We start from the raw sequence: 17,329 nt of genomic DNA, 5'->3' as shown, positions 1-17,329 counted from the left end.
CCCCGGCTTCACGGCTTTGTTCCTCGGGCACCGAGCGCGAGGCGGCAGATCGCCTCGCACAGGTCGGGAAAGCTCATTCCCGCCGCCCGCGCGGCCTTGGGAATGAGGCTGTTCGCGGTCATCCCAGGGAGGGTGTTGGCTTCGAGACAAAAGATGTCACCGTTCGCCCCGAGGCGGAAGTCGATCCGGCTGTACCCGCCGAGCTTGAGCGCGCGATGGGCTCGCAACGCGGCCTCCTGGGTCTCGGCGGCTAGCGCGGCGTCGATCGGCGCGGGGAAGATCTCCTCAGCCATCCCCGGGGTGTACTTGCACTCATAGTCGAACAGCTCGTGCTTCGGAACGATCTCGCCCACGGGCAGCGGGTGGTCCCCGACGATCCCGACGGTCAGCTCTCGACCCGGAATGAAGCATTCGACCATGACTTCGCGGTCGTACAGCGAGGCCAGCTCGATCGCCGGCGCGAGGTCCTCCGGCCGGCGCACCAGCGCGAGCCCGACCGACGAGCCTTCCCGGGACGGCTTGACCACGCAGGGGAAGCCGATCGCACGCTGTACGGAGCCCGCGGTGACGGGCGCCATCAGCCAGTCCGCGACCTTCACGCCGCTGTCGCGCAGTACCCGCTTGGTGAGGTCCTTGTCCATCGCGAGTCCGGAGGAGAGGTGCCCGCTACCCGTGTACGGGACCCCGATCACGTCGAGCACCGCCTGCACCGTGCCGTCTTCGCCCTGGCCCCCGTGCAGCGCGAGGAAGATCACATCCGCCTCCCGCACCCCAGGCACCTCTCCCAGGCCGGCCGAGAGCATGCCGCGCTCCAGTTCCTTGAGCCGGGCGAGCGGCGGCGGCTCGCGGCCCACGCCGCCGGGAAGCAGCGCGGCCTCGTGCTCGGGCGAGACGAAACCGGTAGCGAGGTCCACCATGCTGACCTCGTGCCCGCGGGTGCGCAACGCCGCAGCGATCTGGAGTCCCGACGCGAGTGCCACGTCGCGCTCGCTCGAAGTACCTCCGGTGAGGACCGTGATCCTCACCGGATCCCCGAGACCTGGCGCAGCACGTCGTAGCGCGTGACTATGCCTCCGAGCTTGCCGTCCCGCCGTACCAGGACCGCGGGCGTGTCGCGAGATAGCAGGGCGGTGAGCCGTTCCAGGGGAAGGTGGACATCCACCACCGGGTACGGCGAGCCCATCACGTCCGTGACCGCGCGCTCCAGCAGCTTCCCGTCCTCAAGGGTGCGCGCCATCAGCGCCGCCTCGGAGAGAGAGCCCACGCAGTCACTCCCGTCGATGACCGGGATCTCCGAGATGTGGTACGTGGACATGAGGTTGAGGGCCTGCCGCACGCTGGCCGCAGGCGCCACCGACACCAGTGGCGGGATCCCGGGCGCGTGCCCCTCCAGAAGCGTCTCCGCCGTCACGCGCTCCTCGGGGAGCATCTGGTTCTCACGCATCCAGTTGTCGTCGTAGACCTTGGACAGGTAGCGCTCGCCGGTGTCGCAGAGGATGGTGACCACCATGGCGTCGGGGTCGTCGATCCGACGGGCGGCCTCGAGCGCGCTCCACACGTTGAGGCCGGTCGAGCCGCCGACGAAGATCCCCTCCTCGCGCGTCACCCGCCGTGCCATCCGGAACGCCTCGGCATCCGAGACGAAGATCCATTCGTCGATCACGTCGAAGTGCAGTGACGTCGGGATCTTGTCGCCGCCGATCCCTTCGACCTTGTACGGAAAGCCCTCGCCCTTTTGATGCGTCTTGGCGTACTCGGTGTAGATCGAGCCCACCGGGTCGCCGGCGATCACCTGCACCTTCGGGTTCTTTTCCTTGAGATAGCGGCCGGCACCCGACACCGTGCCGCCCGTGCCGGCCGAGCAGACGAAGTGCGTGACTCTGCCCTCGGTCTGTTCCCAGATCTCGGGACCGGTGGTCCGGTAGTGCGCCTCAGGGTTAGCCGGGTTGAAGTGCTGGTCCGCCAGGATCGCGCCCGGCGTGGAGGCGACGATCGACTTCGCCTTCTGGATGTAGTACTCGGGGTGATCGGGAGGCACGGCCGTCGGCACCACGATCACCTCGGCGCCGAACGCGCGCAACAACTGGATCTTCTCGGTGGACATCTTGTCGGGGATAGTGAAGATGCAGCGGTAGCCCTTGATGGCCGCCGCCATCGCGAGCCCGATCCCGGTGTTGCCGCTCGTCCCTTCGACGATCACCCCACCCGGCTTGAGCGCGCCGCTCTGCTCCGCCGCCTCGATCATCGCGAGGCCGATGCGGTCCTTGACCGAGCCGCCGGGGTTGAGGTTTTCCGCCTTGGCGTACACCGGGGTGCGGATGCCCCGCGTCACGCGATTCAGCCGCACCAATGGCGTTCCGCCGATCGCCTGCAGGATGTTGTCGTAGACGCGCAGGCGATCGCTCACTGTAGGGGTGCCGCGCCCGAAGTGGCGCGGCGCCGGAAGATCACCGGTTGAAAGAAAGCTACGCCGACCGGCGCGCCGTTCCGGTGCGCGGGAGCGAACCGCAGCAGCGCGGCTCCGGCGATCGCGGCCGAATCGAGCGCCGGCGTCCCCGACGACTCGGCCACCCTTGTCGATTCGGGGTGCACGTGACCGAGTGCGTCCACGAAAAGCCGGAGGCGTACCTCGCCCTCCACGCCCTCGTCGTACAGGTTCGATGGGTACTGGAACGGCGACTCGCCGTTGACCGCGACCGGCACGTCGTTCTGGCCTTCCGGCGGGCGCTCTTCGGGCGTTTCGCGCCGGCCCGAGCAGGCGCAAACGAGGAGCACGCTCAACGCGCCGGCGCGCCGGCGCGCCCGCTTCATGGGCCGCGCTCCGGCGCGTTGCCGCGCGCGCGGGCCTGAAGGTCGGCGAGGCGCGCCAGAGCCTCACGCGGAGTGAGGCCGTCCACGTCGAGTGCCTTGAGCTCGGAGACCAGCGGGTCCTCCGAGGGCGTGAACAGGGCGAGTTGATCGCGCGGCTCCGGCGCGGCCGTCACCCGGTGCCCGGCCTCGAGCGTGCCGAGCACCTGCCGGGCGCGCGCGATCACGGTGTCGGGCAGGCCGGCGAGACGCGCCACGTGGATGCCGTACGACCGGTCGGCGCCGCCCGGCTTCAGGCGATGGAGGAAGACGACTTCTTCACCAGACTCGTGCACCGCGACGTTGACGTTCACTACCCGCGCGAATCGGTCGGCCAGCTGGGTCAGCTCGTGATAGTGCGTGGCGAAGATCGTCTTGCAGCCCACCTGCTCGTGCAGGTGTTCGGCCACCGACCAGGCGATCGCGACCCCGTCGTAGGTCGACGTGCCGCGGCCGATCTCGTCCAGCAGCACGAGGCTCCGCCGCGTCGCGGTGTGCAGGATCGCCGCCGTTTCGCTCATCTCGACCATGAAGGTGCTCTGCCCGCGCGCCAGGTCGTCGCTCGCCCCCACCCGCGTGAAGAGCCGGTCCACCACGCCGATCGTCGCCGCGCGGGCTGGGACGAAGCAGCCGGCCTGCGCCATCACGACCGCGAGGCCCACCTGACGCAGCACCGTGCTCTTGCCTGCCATGTTGGGGCCCGTCACGATCATGATCTGGCGCTCGGCGTCGAGCCTCACATCGTTCGGGATGAACGACTCGCGCGGCATCATCCGCTCGACGACCGGGTGCCGGTTCTCCTTGAGGTCGAGCGCGAACTCGGCGGTGAGCGCAGGGCGCACATAGCGCTCCCGCACCGCGACATCCGCGAAAGTGGCGAGCACGTCCGCGGCGGCCACCCGGGACGCCGTCTCCTGGAGGCGCGCAATCTGCTCGCCGATCCGATCCCGCAGCTCGCCAAAGAGCCGCTCCTCCAGCCGCGCGATCTCCTCCTCCGCGCCGAGCACCTTCTCCTCGTACGACTTCAGCTCGGGAGTGACGTAGCGCTCCGCGCCCGTCAACGTCTGGCGGCGCTCGTAGTCCGCCGGAACCAGGTCCTTGTTGGCCTTGGTGATCTCGATGAAGTAGCCGAAGACCTTGTTGAATCCCACCTTGAGCGACCCGATGCCGGTGCGCGTCCGCTCGCGCCCCTGGAGCCCGGCGATGTAGCTCCTGCCGCCGTCGCGCAGCCCGCGCAGCTCGTCGAGCGCGGCGTCGGAGCCGGGACGAAGGGTGTCGCCGTCGCCCAGCGCCGCGGGCGGGCGGTCCGCCAGGGCGCCGCGGAGTAGCACCGCGAGATCGTGGAGGTCGTCGAAGCCGTCGCCCAGACCGTAAAGGCCGTCCAGCAACGAGCCCACCCTGGGGAGCCGCTCGAGCGAGTCCCGCATCCCTCCCAGGTCGCGCGGGGTGGCGCGCCGTGCCGCGGCCTTCGCGCCGAGTCGCTCGACGTCGCGCACCCCGTCCAGCGCGTCGCGCAGGGCCGCGCGCCGGCTTTCGTCGGCCACCAGCGCCTCGACCGCGGCATGGCGGCGCCCGATCGCCTCGATACCGGTCAAGGGCGCCACGAGCCATTGGCGCAGCAGGCGCGCCCCCATCGGTGTGACGGTACGGTCCAGCGCGCAGAGGAGGGTGGCGTCCCGGTCCTGCCGCAGCGGTTCCACCAGCTCCAGGTTCCGCCGCGTCATCGCATCGAGGTAGAGGATCTCGTCCACCCGCTTCGCGACCGGCCGCCTGAGTTGCGGGAGGCCCGACGGCTGGAGATCAGCGAGGTAGCGTAGGAGTGCGCCCGCCGCCCCGATGGCCGGCGCATCGTCCGCCCCGAGGCCGAGTCCGCCGAGCGTTGCGATGTGGTACCGGCGGCACAGTTCTTCGCCCGCGAGCACCGGATCGAATTCCCACCCGTCGCGACGCGTCACCAGCGTGGCTGCCGGCGCGAGCGCGGCGGCCCCTTCGGGGACCAGCACCTCGGAAGGCCGGTATCGCTCCAGCACGGCCTCGAGGTCCGCATGCCGCGCGCGTTCGAGGAGGAACTCGCCGGTCGAGAGATCGATGGCGGCGAGCCCGGCGTGCTCACCGGAAACGCCGATCGCGACGATGAACGTATTGCGCCGCTGGTCCAGCAGGTCGTCCGCCATCACCGCGCCGGGCGTGACCACCTCGACGACCTGGCGCTTCACGATGCCCTTCGCCGCCTTCGGGTCCTCCACCTGCTCGCAGATGGCCACCCGGAAGCCGCGTTCCACCAGGCGCTTGATGTAGGTGGCGGCGGCCTTCACCGGCACGCCCGCAAGCGGCGTCTCCGCTGCCGCCCCGTTGTTCCGGCTCGTGAGCGTGAGGCCGAGCGTGCGGGCCCCGACCTCCGCGTCCTCCTCGAACATCTCGTAGAAGTCGCCCATCCGGAAAAAGAGGATGGCGTCGCGGTGCCTCGCCTTGATCTCCCGGTACTGCTGCATGAGAGGAGTGCTGAGGTCGATCCCGGGGAGCGTCACGGCTCGCGGACCACGTACGGCTCGCCGCCCACCATGCGCTTCGCCTCGCGGGCCGCCGCCTCAGCCTCTCGCAACGTCGAGAAAGGGCCGATGCGCACCCGGCGGTACCCGCCGGGGCCCGGTACGACGCGCGCGGGAAAGCCGCCCCGGGTCACCAGGTCGACGAAGCGCCGAATCTCGCCGTCCGAGCGTGAGGCCGCGACTTGGACCAGGAAGCTCGCGGCGGGGGCCGGCGTCGCTGGGTCAGGCTGAAGCGAAGCCGCGGTCACCGGAACGGGCGGCGCGCTCGGGGGGTCGGGAGCCGCCGGCCGGGCGGCCGGGCAGCGGGTCCTATGGTAACGCAGTTGGTTCTGGAATTCGATGTCGTCCGGTGCCTCGGTGCGGGCCGAGTCGAGCTCCGCGCACCCTCCCGGGACATCGTCCATCTCGAGGGCCGCACGGCCCGCCCAGAACGCGGCGCGCGCGCGGAGGTCGCTGCCGGGATAGTCGCTGCGGATCCGTTCGGCGAGCGCGCGGGCGGAGGCGGGGTTGCCGGCCACCATCGCGAGCTGCGTCAACTGGAGCAGCGCGTCGTCGGCCCAGCGGGACGTCGAGAACTCGAGCGCGACACGCCTCAAGTCGCGTTCGGCGCTGTCACCCCAGGTGGCGAGCCGCCCGCGCCAGTAGAGCGCCTCGACGAACCCGGAGTCGCCGGGCCGCGCGCCGGCCAGCACGGACTCCACCATGCGTCGTGCCGAGTCGCCCCGGCCTTCCGTGGCGAGCTGGACGGCGGAGCGGATGGCGGGGTCGTCCTGCGCGCATAGGCGAGCGGGCACAGCCGCACCGACGCACAGGGGCACAGCAAGGCGCCACAGCGCCCCGCGCATGCTCGGTGCGCCGGTGCGGGTGTGCGCCCGTGCCCGCTTCCTCACGCCGCCACCTGGGCGCGCGCGCCCATGGCGAGCACGGCATCCGTGACCACTTCCGCCTCTCCGCCGAGCGACGTTGCCTTGAGCCGCCTATCCGCGCCCAACAGGGCAGTGAGCGCGGCCTGGAGGTCGTCGGCCCTCCAGCCGGCCGCGTCCTCGGCCCAGCGCGACGCTTCGTTGTCATAGCCGCGGAGGTTCGCCGGCCGCGCGGCTTCGATCGCGCTCTCGAGCCGCTGGCGTGCGGCGCCGGGAGCCGCACCGGCATCGAGGCAGGCGCGGGCCAGCGCCACTCCGTTGAGGGCGACCCCCAACGCGGTCACCAGTCTCACCCCGGTGACGCCGGGGCCGTTGAGCAGGAATGGGATCATCCGGGCCGCGTCCGCGAAGCGGCGCCTGGTCACGGCATCCACCAAGTCGTGAGCCGTCTCACCGTGCCGGACCCCGACGAGGTCCGCGACGTCATCCATGGTAGCGGTGCGGTCGCCGACCGCGGCCTTGAGCTTCGCAAGTTCGGCCGCGAGCTGCGCCAGGTCGTCACCGACGGCCGCCTGGAGGTGCTCCGCCGCATGGTCGTCCAGCATGAGACCTTCGGCCCCGGCCCGGTGGCGGATCCACCTGCCCACCCGCTCCGGCTTCAGTGGGTCGAACGCCACCGACGTCGCGAGCTTGGCGAACGCGGGATCCGGTTTGTTCTTCTCTCCTGACGATTGCACCAGGATGAGGAGCGTTTCCGGCGACGGCCGCCGCAGATAGGTGGTCAGCGCTGCGTGCAAGGCCTGCGCCTTGGGCCGTCGCTGCTGCAGAGACTCCACTTCGGTGAGCACGACGGCCCGGCGCGCCGCCAGCATCGGCGGCGTCTGGGCAAGTGCATGGAAGTCTTCCGCCGAAGTGTCGGAGGCGCGGCGGCGATCCAGGTTGAAGTCCAGCGTCGAGGGATCGAGCCCCGTCGCGAGGAGGCCTCTCAACGCGTCGTCCTTCAGGAGGTCTTCGGCGCCGTGGAAATAATAGGCTGGTCGGATTTCGCCCTTTTTGAGCGACCGCAGCAGCGCATCGAAATCGAGAGCGGGCATCGGGCGCAACTTAGCCCGAAAGGCCACCCCGCAAAAGCCTTCTCCGGGCTAGCGGCCGGCCCAGACCGCGCGGGTCTCGAACCTCAGTTGGCCGGCGTAGAGCGTGCGGTGGGTATCGGTCGCGGCGGGGACGGGGCGGAAGGGGTTTTCGGCGTAGAGAGCCGAGTCGTGGCCGAAGCGAAGCGCCGAGTTGCTCCGAATGCCCCAGATCGGCGCACCATCGGGGAAGCGCCTGGCCGGCGCCGCCGGACGAGTACCCTCCTCCCCGCGGCCGCGGTAATCCCAGCCGATGATACCTATGACGGTGACGATCAGCATCGCGCCGGCCGCGCCCGACCAGCGGCGCAGGGCGGGAGTCGCCGAGAAAGCCTCGTGCCTGATCTTTTGAATGAGGTTTTCGGCGAAACATCGCGACGGCGTTACCCCTGGTATCTCTCTCAACATCCCGACGCCGGTTCGGAAAGCCGCGTCGAAGCGATGGCAGGCGGCACACTCGGCCAGGTGATGCCGAGCGTCGATCTCGGCGGCCTGGTCGAGCAGGCCGTCAGCAAAGTCGGAGTAGTTCTCGCGGAACTCGCAGCAGTTCATCGAAGCCCGAGGCGTAGACCAGGGTAGTACCACGGCGGCCGTCCCCGGGTTCCCAGGTGGAACGCGGAGCCGCCCGCGTCCCGTCAGTCGAGGTGCGGGGCTATGATCGCGGCGAAGCTGTTGCGGGCCCGGTTAAGGCGGCTTTTCACCGTTCCGAGGTTGCAGCTCGTGATCTCGGCGATCTCTTCGTAGGACTTCCCCTCCAGCTCCCGCAGCACGAAGACCACCCGGTGATGCTCGGGGAGCTGGGCCACGGACCGCTCGACCAGCTCCCGGAGGTGCCGCTTGTGGAACAGATCGTCGGGGCGCGAGCTGGAGTCCTCGAACTGGAGCGGCCGGTGATCGGCGTCCCACTGCTTCTTGATCGCCTGGAAAAGGACCAGCGGATTCCGGCTCCGGTTCCGCAGCTCGTTCTTGGCGAGGTTTGACGCGATGGTGTAGATCCACGTCGAGAACTTCTTCGATTGGTCGAACCGGTGCAGATGACGATGCACGCGGATGAAGACCTCCTGTACCAGGTCCTCCCCGCGCTCGCGGTCGCCGATAGTACGGTAGACGAAGTTCAGCAGCCTGGTCTGGTAACGGACGACCAGCTCGGTGAACGCTCGCGCGTCACCGTCCAAGAACGTCTGGACGACCCGGCTGTCATCCAGGCCCTCCAAGGGGCGGGCGGGCGGTAGCTGCCGCCTCGCCGCGCGAATGCTCTCTTTCATTGTCAGCGCCACAAGTCACCCAACGACGTGAGAGGTCACTTGGTTCCAAGCGCAGGAACCATACCGGGATGACTTGCATGGAGCTGCACTTGGCTAAATTGTTTATTCACAAGTGATTACGGCGCTAGCGACAGGATGGCTGTGCCAGATTGACTGTGTTGCAATCGTCCCCTTTTGGCTACAGCCCCAATCGGAAACCGGCGAAAAACAGCACTGCCACCATGGTCTTGGCGTCGGAGATCTCGCCACTGCGCACCATACCGAGGACCCGACTCAGCACCAGCGGCCGGACTTCCAGGAACTCGTTCGGCTCGCGCCGGTGGCCGCTGATGGTGATGCCCCAGGCGGCGAACAGGTGGATGCGTTCGTCGGTGAAGCCCGGGGTCGTGTAGATGGTGGTGAGCTGGTCGAAACGGGCGGCGGTGGCGCCGGTCTCCTCGAGCAGCTCCCGCCGGGCGCAGGCTTCGGGGGTTTCGCCTGCTTCGAGCCGGCCGGCGGGCACCTCCCAGACCGGTCCATTGGCTGCGTAGCGGTACTGGTGGATCAGGAGGATCTGCGGATCTGCCACGTCTTCGTCCGACAGCACCGGTACTACAGCGGAGGCGCCGGGGTGGCGGATCATCTCGAGGTCCCCCGACGTGCCGTCGGGGTAGCGGACGGTGTCCACGTCGAGGTTGAGCACCCGGCCGGTGTAGATGCGCTGGGAGTTGATCCGGCCGGGTGCCTCGTCGGTCAACGGACTTCCTGGCCCCAGATGTCGCGCAGCGAGATCGGTCCCTCGTTCAGCGCCCGGATGCCGGCCTCTATCTGGCTTCGGTCGCCGACGACCAGGATGGAGAAGTGCTCCGGGTCGACATATTGGCGCGCCACGCGTTGCACGTCGGCGGCGGTGACGGCGTTTACGCGCTGGACGTACGTGCCGTAGAAGTCGAGCGGCAGGTCGTTGCCGAGCAGGTCGAGGAACTGTGACGCGGAGCCGGCGGTGGTCTCGAACTCGCTCGGCAGGCTGAGTGCGATGTACGCCTTGGCCTTGTCCAGCTCGGCCTGGGGGACGGCTTCGTCGCGGACGCGTCTCAGCTCGCGGAGGAACTCGATGAGGGAGCTATCGGTCTTGGCTGTAACGACCGACGCGTAAGCGCGGAACGGGCCGGCCATCCGGTACATGTCGAACCGCGATGACGCGCCGTAGCTGTAGCCGTGCTCCTCGCGGAGGTTCTGGTTGAGCCGCGAGGTGAACGACCCGCCCAGGATCGTGTTGAGGACCTGGAGCGCGGCGTAGTCGGGGGTGGAGCGTGGAACTCCCACGTGTCCTATTCGGATCACCGACTGGGCCGCGCCCGGCTTGTCCACCAGGTAGACCGTTCGCCGTGCGGGGGCCGGCGCCGTGGCCAGCGGCAGCAGCGGCACTTCGCCCCGGGCCCAGGCCCCGAACTTCTCCGTTGCGAGCCGCCGCGCCTCGCTCATGGTGATGTCGCCGACGATGAGGAGCCGCGCGTTGTTCGGGCGATAGTAGGTCTGGTAGAACTGCGCCACGCGGTCGCGGTTCAGCGCCGCGGTGGACACTTCGGTGCCGCCGGCCGGCCGGCCGTACGGGTGAGCCGATCCGAAGACGATGGCGTTGAAGGCGATGGGGGCGATCGCCGTCGGCTGGTCACGGAGCTGGATGATGGCGGTGCGGCGGAGGTCTCTCTGGCGCGCGATCTCGGAGTCCGCGAACGTCGGACGCAGGACCACGTCCGCCATCAGGTCCATCGCGGGCCCGAGCCGGCGCTTGGGCACGTGGAGCGTGACTTGGCTCGCCTCGACCCCGGCGAAGGTGCTGAAGCTTGCGCCCAGATAAGCCACCTCTTCGGCGATGTCGAGCGCGGTGCGGGCGCCGGCGCCTTCGTCGAGCATGTTGGCCGCGAAGGTGGCGAGGCCGGGGAGGTCCGCCGGGTCGCGAACCGCGCCGGCGCGGAACAGCAGCGAGACGTCCACTACCGGCACCTCGTGCATCTCGACCACCGCCAGTTCAAGCCCGTTAGGCAGGATCGCGGTCTGGACCGGCGGCACTCGCAGCGGCGGGGCCGGCGGCAGGACGGGAGGGCGGGTGCGGTCCACGGCTTGAGCGGGCAACAGACGCACGGACGCGCCGCCGCACAGGAAGGCGATAGTCAGCGCCGCGCCGAGCTGTCGCCTCGTCTGCCGCACCCTTGTGCGCCGGTGCGCCGGTACGCCTGTGCCCGCCTTCATGGCACGACTCCTTGGGTCGCGGCGAGGTTCGAGCTTCCCTGCGGCACCACGCTCAGCACTACGCGGTGCGCCTGGGTGAGGTACTGCCGCGCCACGCGCTGGATGTCCGCCGGAGCGAGGCGCAGATAGCGCTCGAGGTCCCGCTGGAAGTAGTCGGGAGTGCCCACGAAGTAGTTGTAGAAGTTCAACTGGTTCGCCTTTCCGCTGAATCCGCCCACCCGCTCCATCCCGTCGAGGAACTGGGCCTCGTCCGAGTTCTGCACCCGCTCGAGCTCGCGCTGAGTCGGGCCGGTCTCCGCGATGCGGCGGACCTCCTCGTCGATCACCCGCTGGATCTCGTTGAGGTCGTGTCCCGGCCGCGCGGTGGCGATGATCTCGAACTTCCCATCGAGGCGCCCGGCGTCCTGGAACGCCGCCACCTGGTTGGCGATCTGGAGCTCGTAGACCAGGCGGCGGTACAGCCGGGACGACTTCCCGCTCGCCAGGACGTCGCCGAGGGCGTTGAGCGCGGCGTCGTCCTCGGCGAAGGCGCGGACCGAATGCCAGGCATCGTATACGCGCGGCAGCTGCACGCGGTCCTCGAGCGTCGCGTAGACGTCGGCGGGAAGCGTGAAGGAAGGCACGTCGGGACGGGTCACGGCCGGGCCCCGTGGCACCTCGCCGAAATACTGCTCCACCAGGCGGCGCGCCGCGCGCGGCGTGATGTCGCCCGCGATCGAGATGGTTGCGTTGTTGGGCGTGTAGTACGTCCGGAAGAAATCGCGCACGTCCTCGAGCGTCGCCGCCGATAGGTCGGCCATCGAGCCGATCACGGGCCAGTGGTACGGGTGAGCTTCGGGGTACAGGCGCCGGAGGATGTTCTCCTCCGAGAGCCCGTACGGCTGGTTCTCGTAGCTCTGCCGCCGCTCGTTCTGGACCACCCGGCGCTGAAGGTCCGTCTTGGCGGAGTCTATCTCCGGCAGCAGGAAGCCCATGCGGTCCGCGTCCAGGAACAGCATGAGCGGAAGAGCACCGGCCGGACCGTCCTCGTAATAGTTGGTCCGGTCTTCGGTGGTCGAGCCGTTGTTGTCGGCGCCCGCGGCCTCGAGGAGCCGGTCGAAGTCGCCGGTCGGCACGTGCTGAGAGCCCATGAACATGACGTGCTCGAAGAGGTGCGCGAGGCCGGTGCGCCCGGGTCGCTCGTCTCCGGAGCCGACGTGGTACCAAGTGTTCACGGTCACGACCGGCACCGAGTGGTCCTCGTGCAGGATCACCTGGAGGCCGTTGGGGAGCGTGAAGGTGGAGTAGGGGACGCGCAACTGCTGGGCCGCCAGACGGAACGGCGGAACGGCGGCGAGGAACAGGAGCACCACCGCCCGTACCGCCGTGCCGCCGTACCGACTCCTGTGAACCGCTGTGCGTCTGCGCGTCTGCGCGTCTGTCATTATGACCTCGTCACCAGGAAGGCAATCGGAGCCTTGATCGACTCCGCGAGCAGAAACCACAGCTCCCGCCGGAAACTCGCGCGGATCGGGCTCTGGGTGGCCGGCGACGCTAGCGGCTCGAGCTGGAGCCGTTTCCCGATGATCGTCAAGCGCAACATGTGAAAGCCGTCGCTCACGAGGATCACGCGTCGGCCGCTTCGGGCGCGCACTTTGCGCGCGGCCGCGCGCAGCGATGCGACGGAGGAGTGGCCTGTAGCGTCCTTCAGTATCGCGGGCTCCGGGATGCCGGCCCCCCACAGGTAACGCTCGGCGACGGCGGCCTCGCTCAGCGTGTCACCGGCGCCGATGCCGCCGGTGACGATGATGAACGGCGCCAGTCCCCTCCGATACAGCGAGAGCGCGTGGTCGAGGCGCGCCTTGAGCACGGGGGACGGCCGGCCGTTGTACTGTGCCGCACCGAGGACGATGATGGCGTCGGCCGGCGCGGCCCGGTCCAGTCGCGCGGCCCGCGCGACCGCCGCCAGGCTGGCCAGCCAGGCGAGCAGGACCACCCCGGCAAGAACTCCGACTGCGCGGCGCATCGCGGAAAGTAGACGGGAATCAGTTGAAGAAGAAGAAGCCGCCCCCGCCCCCGCCCCCGAACCGCGGGTTGACCACGTTGTTGTTGGTGCTGCCGAAGCGGTAGCTCACGCCAAAGAAGTAGAAGTACTCGTAGCCCGTCTCCAGCGCACGCCGCTGCAGCAGCAGGTCGTCGCGGCTCGCCCCGCCCTTGGGCAGGAAGATCTGGTCGCGCACCTGGCTGTAGTTGCCGGAGAAGTCCACCGAGAAGCCGCGGAACAGCCGCAGGCTGGTGAACGCAAAGACGAACGAGTTGCTCTGAGCGAGGTTGTCGAGGAACACGTTGCGCCCGATGCCGGCCGACCCGTTGCCCCACGGCTGGGTCACCGCCAGCGACAGGTTCACGTTGGCGGTCGGGCGGGTCTCGCGGATCTTGTTGTAGATCGTGGTGTCGTCGTACACCGTGTACGCCAGGCCCGGGCCGGCCTGGAGGGTGAGCTGGCGCCGCGTAGACTGGCCGTAGGGGAAGAAGTTGTATTCCATCGCGGGCCCCACGTTCAGACGGCTGCGCAGGTTGCGGCGGGTGTCGCGCGAGAAGTTGCCGCTCACGCGGGCCGAGAGGTGGTTGCCCAGGCTACGCACCACGGAGGCGCTGCCGCCGTAATTCTTGTTGAACGAGCGGATGGTGTCGGACGAGAGCACTACGCCCAGGGTGTCGGTGCTCTCAAAGATGAAGCGGCTGTTCGACTCCCCGTAGTTGGCCGAGAGCACGAGTTTCCAGGCCTCAGTGGTGCGGTTGGCCGAGAGCGAGCCTCGCTGATTGCCGGAGCGCGAGAGTTTCTGGCCGTTGGCGTTGCCATTGACGCCGAGGCGGAATACCCAGGAGTTCCAGGGGTCGCGCACGTGGGCGGCGGGCCGCCCGGCCTCCCCCTCGGGTGCGCGGTAAGTCAGCCCGAGTCGCGGGGCCGCGGCGGTGCCCATGGCATAGCGCACCAGTCCTAAGCCCAGGTGGCGCGCGAAGGCGCGGCGGCGTTCGTCTTCGGTGGCGGTGCCCGGCACCGAGAAGCGGAGGGTGTCCACCCGCCCGGCGTGGCCGTGCAGGCCGATGAGCGCCACGGTGTACTCGTAGCCGCCGCCTCCGGTGGTGAGCGTGGTAGCCAGGGCGTGCACGTCCGCGTCCTCGCGGTTGCGCACGTAGTCCAGCCACGTGAGCTCGGTGCGGAGGAAGTCGAAATCGCAGCCGGGCACGAAGCCCGGGCAGTCGACGAAAACGCGGAGCAGCGAATCGGCGGCGGCCGGCTGCTGCACGGGGGCCGCCGCCAGCAGGGCGGCGGCGAAAATGGGAGCGAGCATGGCAGACGGCTCCTGGAAGTGGCTGGATGACTATGCCATATGGATGCCAACCGCCGCCAGGCCGTTGCATCAGAGACTCAGCCAGTAGTTCATCTTGACCGCGAAGACGTTATCCGACGAACCTTGGCAGAGCTGCTGGATGTCGTCGCCCGCGCGGAAACGGGGGTTCGAGCTGAACGCCGAGCATGCGGTGGTCCACACCAGGAAGAGTGTGGAACCCGGGCGATACTCCCAGCGTAGCACCGCGTTGCCGCGCAGCGAGCGCGAGTTGAAGTCCCGGTTGGAGATGCGCACGTTCTCTCGCGCCCCGGCGGTGTCCGGGTTGGCCACGTAGTAGGCGGGCGCGGTGGCTCCCGAGCACGGGATCGGGGAGTCACTGGTATTGAAGCACTTCAGCGACGATCCCGGCGTCTCGCCGAACACGACGTAGTCGAGCGAACGGGGGCGGGCCAGCTCCTTGAAGCGGTAGTAGTCACCGGTCGCGACGAACGGCTGGGTGTAGAGCTGGAGCGAGAGCCTGGGCGTAAAGGTGATGTTGAGTCGCGTGGTCAGATCGAGGCTCTGCTGCCGGATCTGCGCGAAGACGTATTGCCGCCCGAACGTTGCCGTGGCCATGGGGTCGGTCTGCGACTGCAGGTACTGCAGTATGGAGTTGGACGTGCCGTACGAGGGGCCCACGGACACGGTGATCGTGGAAGTAGGCCGCAAGTCTAGGGAGCCGTTCATCCCCCAGCCCGTGCCGCCGATCTCGTTCTCGTTGTAGTTCACATTCAGCGAAGCGGCCACCCGCTTGCGGGAGTCCGACGAGAGGCCGCCGCCCGAGAACCAGCTGCCCGGCGAATAGGCGAGCGGACCGCCGCGCGTGAGCCGGTCGGAGAGCGCGCGGACGTTGAACCCGCCGTACGCGTACGCGCTCCAGTAGTTCAGGAACTGGCCGTACAGGTTGAGGTTGTACCTGAGCCCCGTCCGCACGCGGCCGAAGTTCCCCTCGAAACCGCCGTTGTTGCCGACGAACGCGTACCGGAAGACCTTGCCCGGCCGCGTCCAACGGCGGTTCACGAAGCCGAAGATACTGGCGCGGTCGGCCCGGGTCTGGAAGCCGGCGTCGTTCAGCTCGAAGCCCGGCGACGTGGCGTCGCCGAAGATCCCGAACTGGTAGCGGCCCGCCTCCTTGCCCAGGCGGAGCGAGGCGGTCCAGCCGAAGAGCGAGGTGCGCGTCGGGTCGTACTCGACGTAGTCGGCGTCCGGCCGCTGGTAATAGCGCGCCGACGACCGCTGCGCGCGCTGGATGGCCAGCGTGTCGCCCGAGATCCGCGAGAAGCCGAAGGAACCGGTCAGGTTGTAGCGATTGTGGCTGAACCGGTGTCCGAAGTCGAACCCACCGGCGTACGACGCGCTCCGGATGAAATCCAGCCGCGGGTCGTCGATGCTGCGGTTCACGGCGGTCGCGATGAAGCCGATCTGGTTCGAGCCGCCGTGGAAATCCCGCTTGCCGCGGGCCACCAGGTAGTTGGTGAACGGCTCGACCTCGTCCTGGAAGCGCGTCCCGGCTGAATCGACCGTGGCGAACTCGCGGGCCGTTGCCGCCTCGAGCAGACCGACGGACCAGCCGCCGGCGGTGCGCCCCGAGAGCTTGGCGGCGGCCAGGATCGTGGATCGCTGCGGCTGGTCCACGTAGCCGCCGCGATCGTCGGCGAAGGCCTGTGGCTCGCGGCCGATGCGGCGCGAGTAGAAGTACTGCTGTCCACCGAAGCGGAAGATGTCAGCGCCCTCGATGAAGAACGGCCGGCGTTCCTCAAAGAATTGTTCGAACGCCGACAGGTTCACGAACGCGGGGTCGGCCTCAACCTGGCCGAAGTCGGGGTTGAACGTGGCATCGAGGGTGAGGTTGGACGTGAGGCCGTACTTGAGGTCCAGCCCCGCCGACGCGATCTGCCGAGAGCCGTCGTTGAACGGGTTGCCGGCCGTGCCGGGATCTATCCGTTCCTCGCGGGCGGTGGTGTAGGGCAGCACCTCGAGCCGCCGCGGCTGCGGCAGGTGCGAGAGGCCGAAGAGGTGCCCGAAGAACGAGGCGTCGCCGCGCTCGTCCTGACGGGACCACGCGAAGACCACGTCCTCCGCCTTGCGCTGGATGTGGCGGACGAGGTTGACGCCCCAGACCTGCGTCTCGGCCTGCGAGAAGCGCAGCTGCGAGAGCGGGATGCGCAGCTCCGCCGTCCAGCCCAGTGAGTCCCGCGTCGTCGCCACGTCCCACACGGGGTCCCACCCGAGGTCGAACGCGAAGCCGTCCTGGCCGATCTGCACGTCAAGCTTCACGCCGCTCGGGTTCACGCTGAACCCGAAGCTCGTATTGTGGTCGTGATAGGAGTCGAACGCCACGCGGAACTGGTCGGCCTCCGTGAACGCGTCCCTTCGCGCGAGCTGGGTTCTGATCCCATGCGGGTCGGAGTCGAACATGCGCGCCGCGACGTAGATCGCGTTGTCGTCGTAGACGATCCGCACCTCGGTGCGCTCGGTGGCCGGGTCGCCCTCGTGGGGCACGGTCTGGGTGAACGCGGTGATGGGCTCCGCCTCGGCCCACGCCGGCTCGTCGAACCGGCCGTCGAGGTGGATCGCGCCGCCGCGCAGGCGGGAAGCCGTCGCGACGGCCGGCGTACGGCCGTTGGTGTGCCGCATCGAGCCGGTGTCGGAGGCGACCGCGGCGGGGCTGGGAGGGGGACCGGCCACCGCGGGCTGCGGCGGCTGTTGCGCCTGCTGCTGCAGCAGGAGCGCGGCGGCGAAGATGGGTGCCAGCATCTGGGACGGCTCCTGGCGGTGGCTGGAGGACTATGCCATTGGATGCCGGCCGCCGCCAGGCCGTTGCATCAGAGACTCAGCCAGTAGTTCACCTTGACCACGAACACGTTTTCGGGCCGGGTGTCGAACAGGTTCCGGGTGGCGTTGCCGAACCGGTAGCGGCCGTCGGAGGAGAAGCTCACGTGCCGCATCCTCTCGTCGCCCTGTGTCAGGATCTCCTCCTCGCCCCCCCCGGCCGGCATCCTGCGGACCTGAAGCGATCCCCCCGCGTTGGACACGAAGACGAGGGAGCGGCCGTCCGGAGACCAGCGC

At 69.0% G+C, this 17,329-nt stretch carries 15 protein-coding genes; all 15 read right to left on the bottom strand.

Annotated features, from left to right (window positions below; all coding sequences use genetic code 11):
• Positions 1–8 precede the first annotated feature (8 nt).
• Positions 9–1,025, bottom strand: coding sequence for a D-alanine--D-alanine ligase (locus Q8Q85_01735; GenBank protein MDP3772966.1), 1,017 nt, complete (start codon positions 1,023–1,025; stop codon positions 9–11).
• On the bottom strand, positions 1,022–2,407 hold the full coding sequence (locus Q8Q85_01730) for a pyridoxal-phosphate dependent enzyme (GenBank protein MDP3772965.1): 1,386 nt from the start codon (positions 2,405–2,407) through the stop codon (positions 1,022–1,024). Before Q8Q85_01730 ends, Q8Q85_01735 begins: the two co-directional genes overlap by 4 nt.
• On the bottom strand, positions 2,404–2,811 hold the full coding sequence (locus Q8Q85_01725) for an energy transducer TonB (GenBank protein MDP3772964.1): 408 nt from the start codon (positions 2,809–2,811) through the stop codon (positions 2,404–2,406). Before Q8Q85_01725 ends, Q8Q85_01730 begins: the two co-directional genes overlap by 4 nt.
• Complete coding sequence (mutS, locus tag Q8Q85_01720) at positions 2,808–5,375, bottom strand: DNA mismatch repair protein MutS (protein ID MDP3772963.1); 2,568 nt, start codon at positions 5,373–5,375, stop codon at positions 2,808–2,810. The genes Q8Q85_01725 and mutS overlap by 4 nt, the downstream gene beginning before the upstream one ends.
• A complete protein-coding gene (locus tag Q8Q85_01715; protein ID MDP3772962.1) occupies positions 5,372–6,190 on the bottom strand; it encodes an SPOR domain-containing protein in 819 nt (272 codons plus the stop codon). The genes mutS and Q8Q85_01715 overlap by 4 nt, the downstream gene beginning before the upstream one ends.
• Before the next feature lie 92 nt (positions 6,191–6,282).
• Complete coding sequence (holA, locus tag Q8Q85_01710; GenBank protein ID MDP3772961.1) at positions 6,283–7,353, bottom strand: DNA polymerase III subunit delta; 1,071 nt, start codon at positions 7,351–7,353, stop codon at positions 6,283–6,285.
• 48 nt (positions 7,354–7,401) lie between these two features.
• Positions 7,402–7,941 carry a zf-HC2 domain-containing protein gene (locus tag Q8Q85_01705; protein MDP3772960.1) on the bottom strand — a complete coding sequence of 180 codons (540 nt, stop codon included), beginning with the start codon at positions 7,939–7,941 and terminating at the stop codon, positions 7,402–7,404.
• An 83-nt stretch (positions 7,942–8,024) separates the two neighbouring features.
• Positions 8,025–8,654, bottom strand: a complete 630-nt coding sequence (locus Q8Q85_01700; protein ID MDP3772959.1) for a sigma-70 family RNA polymerase sigma factor — start codon at positions 8,652–8,654, stop codon at positions 8,025–8,027.
• Positions 8,655–8,832: 178 nt separating this feature from the next.
• Positions 8,833–9,390 carry an NUDIX hydrolase gene (locus tag Q8Q85_01695; GenBank protein MDP3772958.1) on the bottom strand — a complete coding sequence of 186 codons (558 nt, stop codon included), beginning with the start codon at positions 9,388–9,390 and terminating at the stop codon, positions 8,833–8,835.
• Positions 9,387–10,886, bottom strand: a complete 1,500-nt coding sequence (locus tag Q8Q85_01690; GenBank protein MDP3772957.1) for a pitrilysin family protein — start codon at positions 10,884–10,886, stop codon at positions 9,387–9,389. The genes Q8Q85_01695 and Q8Q85_01690 overlap by 4 nt, the downstream gene beginning before the upstream one ends.
• The gene (locus Q8Q85_01685) at positions 10,883–12,310 is read right to left on the bottom strand and encodes a pitrilysin family protein (protein MDP3772956.1); all 1,428 of its coding nucleotides are present in this window, start codon (positions 12,308–12,310) and stop codon (positions 10,883–10,885) included. The genes Q8Q85_01690 and Q8Q85_01685 overlap by 4 nt, the downstream gene beginning before the upstream one ends.
• Positions 12,310–12,891, bottom strand: coding sequence for a YdcF family protein (locus Q8Q85_01680; GenBank protein ID MDP3772955.1), 582 nt, complete (start codon positions 12,889–12,891; stop codon positions 12,310–12,312). The genes Q8Q85_01685 and Q8Q85_01680 overlap by 1 nt, the downstream gene beginning before the upstream one ends.
• Before the next feature lie 19 nt (positions 12,892–12,910).
• Positions 12,911–14,221 carry a DUF481 domain-containing protein gene (locus Q8Q85_01675; protein MDP3772954.1) on the bottom strand — a complete coding sequence of 437 codons (1,311 nt, stop codon included), beginning with the start codon at positions 14,219–14,221 and terminating at the stop codon, positions 12,911–12,913.
• A gap of 69 nt (positions 14,222–14,290) precedes the next feature.
• On the bottom strand, positions 14,291–17,017 hold the full coding sequence (locus Q8Q85_01670) for a DUF5916 domain-containing protein (protein MDP3772953.1): 2,727 nt from the start codon (positions 17,015–17,017) through the stop codon (positions 14,291–14,293).
• A gap of 68 nt (positions 17,018–17,085) precedes the next feature.
• The coding region (locus Q8Q85_01665) for a hypothetical protein (GenBank protein ID MDP3772952.1) at positions 17,086–17,329 on the bottom strand (244 nt) is incomplete at its 5' end.

The sequence above is a fragment of the Gemmatimonadales bacterium genome (genome assembly GCA_030697825.1).
Lineage (GTDB): Bacteria > Gemmatimonadota > Gemmatimonadetes > Gemmatimonadales > JACORV01 > JACORV01.
Note: the sequence above shows the minus strand (reverse complement) of the source record. Positions and strands in the feature narration are given on the sequence as shown.

What these genes read in the sequence shown, in the direction of transcription:
- Q8Q85_01725 (MDP3772964.1), bottom strand. Translation starts at nt 2,811, where the DNA reads ATGAAGCGGGCGCGCCGGCGCGCCGGCGCGTTGAGCGTGCTCCTCGTT.
- holA (MDP3772961.1), bottom strand. Translation starts at nt 7,353, where the DNA reads ATGCCCGCTCTCGATTTCGATGCGCTGCTGCGGTCGCTCAAAAAGGGC.
- Q8Q85_01705 (MDP3772960.1), bottom strand. Translation starts at nt 7,941, where the DNA reads ATGAACTGCTGCGAGTTCCGCGAGAACTACTCCGACTTTGCTGACGGC.
- Q8Q85_01700 (MDP3772959.1), bottom strand. Translation starts at nt 8,654, where the DNA reads ATGAAAGAGAGCATTCGCGCGGCGAGGCGGCAGCTACCGCCCGCCCGC.
- Q8Q85_01690 (MDP3772957.1), bottom strand. Translation starts at nt 10,886, where the DNA reads ATGAAGGCGGGCACAGGCGTACCGGCGCACCGGCGCACAAGGGTGCGG.
- Q8Q85_01685 (MDP3772956.1), bottom strand. Translation starts at nt 12,310, where the DNA reads ATGACAGACGCGCAGACGCGCAGACGCACAGCGGTTCACAGGAGTCGG.
- Q8Q85_01680 (MDP3772955.1), bottom strand. Translation starts at nt 12,891, where the DNA reads ATGCGCCGCGCAGTCGGAGTTCTTGCCGGGGTGGTCCTGCTCGCCTGG.
- Q8Q85_01675 (MDP3772954.1), bottom strand. Translation starts at nt 14,221, where the DNA reads ATGCTCGCTCCCATTTTCGCCGCCGCCCTGCTGGCGGCGGCCCCCGTG.
- Q8Q85_01670 (MDP3772953.1), bottom strand. Translation starts at nt 17,017, where the DNA reads ATGCTGGCACCCATCTTCGCCGCCGCGCTCCTGCTGCAGCAGCAGGCG.